1 pseudogene is annotated in these 221 nt (G+C 59.7%); it reads right to left on the bottom strand.

The window, feature by feature from the left end:
* A pseudogene (locus KJQ96_RS39775) lies at window positions 1–221 on the bottom strand (hypothetical protein); the annotation flags it as partial.

Here is a 221-nt window from a genome sequence, read left to right as displayed (position 1 = left end):
TCGGCCTTGGCCTGGTCCCAGTAGTCGCGGGCCGCCTGCCCCTGGAGGACCGTCCAGCTCCCAGAGGGAGGCATAGGGTAGTCCGAGGGCAACGGCGTGTCGGACAGGTTCAGATAGAAGTTGTTCGCGCCTTCTATTTGATACTTCCACGCGTCGGCCGTGCTGCAGAAGCTGTGGTGCGTTGGATCCTCGATAGCAACAACGGTATTAAAGACCTGCAA

It is taken from the genome of Bradyrhizobium sp. sGM-13, from assembly GCF_018398875.1.
Lineage (GTDB): Bacteria > Pseudomonadota > Alphaproteobacteria > Rhizobiales > Xanthobacteraceae > Bradyrhizobium.
The sequence above is the reverse complement of the archived record's forward strand: the minus strand, read 5'-3'. Positions and strand labels throughout refer to the sequence as shown.